Here is a 5,611-nt window from a genome sequence, read left to right as displayed (position 1 = left end):
TCAGGGGCGGGGCGGCTGTTACTTGATCAGGTAGATGGTCGCGAACAGGCCGATCCACACAACGTCGACGAAGTGCCAGTAGTACGACACCACGATCGCCGCGGTGGCCTGCTCGTGGGTGAAGCGCCGCGCCGCGTAGGTCCGGCCGAGGACCAGCAGGAAGGCGATCAGACCACCCGTCACGTGGAGTCCGTGGAAGCCGGTGGTCAGGTAGAACACCGTGCCGTACGGGTCGGAGGACAGCGAGAGGCCGTCCTTCTTGACCAGGTCGGTGTACTCGAAGATCTGGCCGCCGATGAAGATGGCGCCCATCACGAAGGTGACCACGAACCAGGAACGCAGCTTCTTCACGTCACCGCGCTCGGCGGCGAACACGCCGAGCTGGCAGGTGAGCGAGGAGAGCACCAGGATCGTGGTGTTGACCGAGGAGAAGGGCACGTTGAGGGCATGGGCCTTCTCGTGCCAGAACTCGGCGCCCTTGACCGAGCGGAGGGTGAAGTACATCGCGAACAGGGCCGCGAAGAACATCAGCTCCGAGCTCAGCCAGACAATGGTTCCCACGCTGACCAGGTTCGGCCTGTTGACCGCTCCGTGCGCGTGTCCGGTTTCTGTTGCTGTTGCTGTCGCCACGACGGACATTATGTCGGTCCCTTATTCCGTCTTCACGCCGGGGGGTCTCCCTCGGAGTGTCCGGTGCGTGAGGTATGCCCACCTCGCGGTCCGTCCGTTTTCTGACGGTTGTTCGGACCGGGTGAGGGAACTGGGCCGGGGGAGTGAGCCCGTGGCGCGGCGGCTTGAGCGAGATCGCGTCGGGGTCTCTTCAGGACGGGCCCACCGGAGTAGCATCCGTCCCAGAACGTGGTCCGGGTCACACTGGGCCGTTCGGTCGGGGTCCGCGCGCGGTCGTGGCCCGCACGGACACAGTGGACACATATAAGAGGACGAGCACCAGGAAGCAGGGGACATGGCGCAGCACACCGACGAGACGCTCACCGTTCTCGTCTACAGCGACGACCGCAACACCCGTGAGCAGGTGACCCTCGCCCTCGGCCGGCGCCCCGCCGGGGACGTTCCCGCGCTGGAGTACCTGGAGTGCGCCACCGCCCCCGCGGTGCTGCGCGCCCTGGAGAAGGGCGGCGTCGACCTGTGCGTGCTGGACGGCGAGGCGGTGCCCGCCGGCGGCCTCGGCCTCACCCGGCAGCTGAAGGACGAGATCTACGGCTGCCCGCCGGTGCTGGTGCTGATCGGCCGCCCGCAGGACTCCTGGCTGGCCGCCTGGAGCCGGGCCGACGCGGCGATCTCGCACCCCGTCGACCCGGTCGCGCTGGTCGACGCCGCGACCACGCTGCTGCGGGCCCGAGTGGCCCGGCGGGCGCCGGTCGCACGCTGACCGGTCCGGTCCGCGGACCGGCCTGTCTCACCTGGAGAGAAGGGGACGGCAAGTCAGGGCGGCCGTCCCCGCCCGCTCGATAGGCTGACTCCGATTCCTCTGCGACAAGACGAGAGCTGGAGACGGCCATGGTGAACGTGCACTCTGCGAACGGCGGTAGCGACCCCGCGCAGGTGGTCCGCACCTGGCCCGACCTCCTGATGGCCCTGATGCGCGGCGAGGACCTCGCCCAGGCCGACACCGCCTGGGCGATGGACCGGATCATGAGCGGCGAGGCCAGCCCCGTGCAGGTGGCCGGCTTCCTGATCGCGCTGCGCGGCAAGGGCGAGACGGTCGAGGAGATCTCCGGCCTGGTCGAGGCGATGTACGCGCACGCCGTGCCGCTGGACATCCCCGGCCCGGCCGTCGACATCGTCGGCACCGGCGGCGACCGGGCCAAGACCGTCAACATCTCCACCATGTCGGCGGTGGTCGCCGCGGCGGCCGGCGCGAAGGTGGTCAAGCACGGCAACCGGGCCTCGTCCTCCGCGTCCGGCTCCTCGGACGTGCTCGGCCGGCTCGGCATCAACCTCGACCTGTCCGCCGCCCGGGTCGCGGCGGTGGCCGAGGAGGTCGGACTGACCTTCTGCTTCGCCGCCAAGTTCCACCCCTCGATGCGGCACACGGCGCAGGCCCGCGCCGAGCTCGCCGTCCCGACGGTCTTCAACATCCTCGGCCCGCTCACCAACCCGGCCCGGGTCGGCGCCCACGCGGTCGGCTGCTTCGACACCCGGCTGGCCGGACTGATCGCCGGCGTGCTCGCCCGGCGCGGCGGACAGGGACTGGTGTTCCGGGGTGACGACGGACTCGACGAGCTGACGATCACCACCACGTCCCACGTCTGGGTGATCCGGGACGGCCGGGTGACGGAGACCCGGTTCGACCCGCGGGACGTCGGCATCGAGCTGGTCGGGATCGAGGCGCTGCGCGGCGCCGACGCGGAGTTCAACGCGGCGGTCGCGCGGCGGGTGCTCAACGGGGAGCGCGGGGCGGTGCGGGACGCGGTGCTGCTCAACAGCGCCGCCGCGCTGGTGGCGCTGGAGCTGACGGACGCGCCGCTGAGCGAGCAGCTCGCGGCGGCGATGGTGCGGACGGCTTCGGCGATCGATTCCGGAGCGGCGGGGGAGCTGCTGAAGCGGTGGGCCGACGCGACCCAGTGAGCTTCAAGGGTCCGCCCGGGGAGGGGAGTTGCTCCTCCCCGGGCGGACCTTGCCGTTGGCGGGCGCCTGCTCGCGCCCCTGGCGGGGCGGGGGCGCGGCTGACGAGGTTTCAGGAGTGTGTCCAGGTGGCGGACGGGGGTTGAGCGCGAGGGGCTCTCGTGTAAGGTCTTTCGCAGGTCATGAGTGGCAGCGACAAGCCCCAGCTTGCTGTCCGGCAACCCTCCGTCCGTGGCGGGGTGCCCTGGGTGAGGACCGGGCTGCGTGGCGATCCGCCCGCGCGGCAAGCGCGGACTTCCGGTCGATGCACCCCGGGGTCCTTACCCCGTGGAGGAGTGCATCCATGTCCGTGATCGCCGAAATCTGTGAGCCGCTGGCCGTCCTGGGCCAGGAGGTCGAGGTGCCGTTGGCGTCCGGCGAGAAGGTCGGGTACGCGGCGCTGGACTACGCGGCGAGTGCGCCGGCGCTGGCCCGGGTGTGGGAGGACGTGGCGGCGTACGCGCCGTACTACGGGTCCGTGCACCGGGGGGCCGGGTACCTGTCGCAGCTGTCGACGGACCTGTTCGAGCAGAGCCGGCGGACCGTCGCGGACTTCCTGGAGCTGCGGGACGGCGACCAGGTGGTGTTCACCCGGGCGACCACCGATTCGCTGAACCTGCTGGCCGGGGCGGTGCCGGTCGGGACCGAGGTGTTCGCGTTCGAGACCGAGCACCACGCCTCGCTGCTGCCGTGGCGGCGCGAGGGCCTGACGGTCCGTTACCTGCGGGCGCCGCGTTCGCACGGTGAGGCGGTGGCCGCGCTGGAGGAGGCGCTGCTGGGGGCGGCCGAGGGGCCGAAGCTGTTCTGCGTGACCGGGGCGTCGAACGTCACCGGTGAGCTGTGGCCGGTGAAGGAGCTGACCGCGGTCGCGCACCGGTACGGCGCCCGGGTGGTGCTGGACGCGGCCCAGCTGGCGCCCCACCACCGGGTGTCGGTGCGGGAGTTGGACGTCGACTGGATCGCGTTCTCCGGGCACAAGCTGTACGCGCCGTTCGGCGCCGGCGTGCTGGCCGGCCGGGCGGACTGGCTGGACGCGGCGGAGCCGTACCTGGCCGGCGGCGGGGCGAGCCGGACGGTGGCCCGGGAGCTGGACGGCTCGGTGGCGGTGGAGTGGCACACCGGCCCGGCCCGGCACGAGGCCGGTTCGCCGAACGTGATCGGCGCGTACGCGATCGCCTCGGCCTGCCGGGCGCTCACCGAGGCCGGCTTCGACGCGCTGGAGGCCCGGGAGCGGGCGCTGGTCGCGAAGTTGACGGAGGGGCTGGCGGCGATCCCCGAGGTGCGGGTGCTGAGCCTGTTCGGCGAGGACTCGGACCGGGTCGGCGTGGTGTCGTTCGTGGTGCGCGGCTGGAACAGCTCGCACTTCTCGGCCGCGCTGTCCGCCGAGTACGGCATCGGCGTGCGGGACGGGCTGTTCTGCGCGCACCCGCTGGTGCGGACGCTGCTCGGCGGGGAGGACGCGTCGCCGAGCGAGTGCGGGGCGCCCGAGCCGTCGCTGCCGGGGGAGCGCAGCCTGAACGCGATCCGGGTGAGCTTCGGCGCCGGCACCCCCGTCGAGCACCTGGACCGGTTCCTGACGGCCGTTCGGGACCTGGTCACCGACGGGGCGCGGTGGAGCTACCGCAGCGAGGGCGGCCGCTGCGTCGCGGACACCAGGCAGCGCTGAGCGGCTACTCGTCCAGGCCGAGCGAGAACGCGGCCTCCAGGTCGTGCTGCGAGTAGGTGCGGAAGGCGATGTGGGTCTCGGTGTTGGAGACGCCCGGGACCTTGTTGAGGCGGCCGGGGATCACCTCGGCCAGGTCCTCGTGGTTGCGCACCCGGACCATGGCGACCAGGTCGTAGGTGCCGGTGACGGAGTAGACCTCGCTGACGCCCTCGATGGCCGCGATCGCCTCGGCGATCTCGGGGATCCGGTCGACGCTGGTGTTGATGAGGACGATCGCGGTGATCACTGAGCAACTCCTGTTCGAGAAGGTGCGCCCAGGGTATCGCCCGCCGGACGGGCGGCCCAGGCGAACAGCCAGCCCGTCACGAAGCCGATCACGTGCACCAGATAGGCCACTCCGCCGCCGCCGGAACTGACGGACCACCACTGGAGCGCGAACCACAGGCCGAGCACCAGCCAGGCCGGGAACCGCAGCGGCAGGAACAGCAGGACCGGCACCAGCACCGTCACCCGCGCTCTCGGCCACAGCCGCAGGTACGCGCCCAGCACCCCGGCGATCGCGCCGGACGCGCCGACCAGGGCGCGCAGCCCGTCCGCGGTGTGCGCCTCGGCCACCGCGTAGCCGTAGGTGGCCAGGTAGCCGATCGCCAGGTAGCCGGTCAGGAACCGGATCCGGCCCAGCCGGGCCTCCACGGCCGGGCCGAAGACGAACAGGAACAGCAGGTTGCCGACCAGGTGCAGCCACCCCGCGTGGACGAACAGCGAGGTGAGCACGGAGAGTTCGGGGATCTTCGAGGGGGTCGGCGGCAGTGCGCAGCCCGGCGTCGCCGGGGTGAGCGAGGACAGCCGGTCCGCCGTCAGGGGACGGCCGCCGAGCAGTTCGGCGGGCACCGCGCCCCAGCGGTGCTCGTAGCGCTGCTCGGCGCAGGCCCGGGCGGGGCCGCTGCCGTACGCCGGGTTCAGGCCGCCGGCCGGGCCTGCCAGCAGGACCAGCGCGGAGAGCGCGATCAGCAGGTAGCAGACGACCGGGGTGCGGGCGGTCCGCCCGGCTGTCGGCGAACCGGCCCGGGCGGGGGTGGTGAGCACCATGCCGGTGAGCATTCCTCGGGGGCGCGTCCGCGACACCGGGCGCTGCTCCGGACGGGTGAGCGTCCGGGCAGTGGACCGGTGACCCGGCCGCCGCGGCACAGGCAATAGGCTGGAGGCCCGGAACCGGGACCAGCCGAGAGGGACCACTGATGACCATTGCCGCGCCGACCGCCGAGACCCGCTGGCGCTGCACGCTGTGCGGCAACCTCACCCGCTTCGACGTCACCCGGT

General features: G+C 72.2%; 6 protein-coding genes and 1 riboswitch. Of the genes, 3 read left to right on the top strand and 3 right to left on the bottom strand.

The annotated features are described in order from the left end of the window. Nucleotides 1-18 precede the first annotated feature (18 nt). Nucleotides 19-639, bottom strand: a complete 621-nt coding sequence (gene ctaE / locus IEZ12_RS00360) for an aa3-type cytochrome oxidase subunit III (RefSeq protein ID WP_043913532.1) — start codon at nucleotides 637-639, stop codon at nucleotides 19-21. Nucleotides 640-964: 325 nt separating this feature from the next. On the opposite strand from ctaE, the gene IEZ12_RS00355 reads away from it, so the two are divergent. From IEZ12_RS00355 to IEZ12_RS00345, 3 genes are all read left to right on the top strand, one after another. Continuing rightward, the gene (locus IEZ12_RS00355; RefSeq protein ID WP_043913531.1) at nucleotides 965-1,390 is read left to right on the top strand and encodes a response regulator; all 426 of its coding nucleotides are present in this window, start codon (nucleotides 965-967) and stop codon (nucleotides 1,388-1,390) included. Between the two features lie 128 nt (nucleotides 1,391-1,518). Next, nucleotides 1,519-2,589 carry an anthranilate phosphoribosyltransferase gene (gene trpD, locus IEZ12_RS00350; protein ID WP_189270234.1) on the top strand — a complete coding sequence of 357 codons (1,071 nt, stop codon included), beginning with the start codon at nucleotides 1,519-1,521 and terminating at the stop codon, nucleotides 2,587-2,589. A 175-nt stretch (nucleotides 2,590-2,764) separates the two neighbouring features. Further along, a riboswitch (SAM riboswitch) is annotated at nucleotides 2,765-2,882 on the top strand. A 47-nt stretch (nucleotides 2,883-2,929) separates the two neighbouring features. After that, nucleotides 2,930-4,291, top strand: a complete 1,362-nt coding sequence (locus tag IEZ12_RS00345) for an aminotransferase class V-fold PLP-dependent enzyme (RefSeq protein WP_189270233.1) — start codon at nucleotides 2,930-2,932, stop codon at nucleotides 4,289-4,291. 4 nt (nucleotides 4,292-4,295) lie between these two features. Here IEZ12_RS00345 and IEZ12_RS00340 read toward each other — a convergent pair whose 3' ends face one another. Further along, entirely contained in the window at nucleotides 4,296-4,577 is a 282-nt protein-coding gene (locus IEZ12_RS00340) for an Lrp/AsnC ligand binding domain-containing protein (RefSeq protein ID WP_043913528.1), read from the bottom strand. Next, on the bottom strand, nucleotides 4,574-5,380 hold the full coding sequence (locus IEZ12_RS00335) for a rhomboid family intramembrane serine protease (RefSeq protein WP_229847104.1): 807 nt from the start codon (nucleotides 5,378-5,380) through the stop codon (nucleotides 4,574-4,576). Before IEZ12_RS00335 ends, IEZ12_RS00340 begins: the two co-directional genes overlap by 4 nt. Nucleotides 5,381-5,611: the final 231 nt, after the last annotated feature.

Origin of the sequence: Kitasatospora griseola (assembly GCF_014648555.1) — a bacterium.
Classification (GTDB): Bacteria; Actinomycetota; Actinomycetes; order Streptomycetales; family Streptomycetaceae; genus Kitasatospora; species Kitasatospora griseola.
This window is presented reverse-complemented; position numbering and strand designations above follow the sequence as displayed.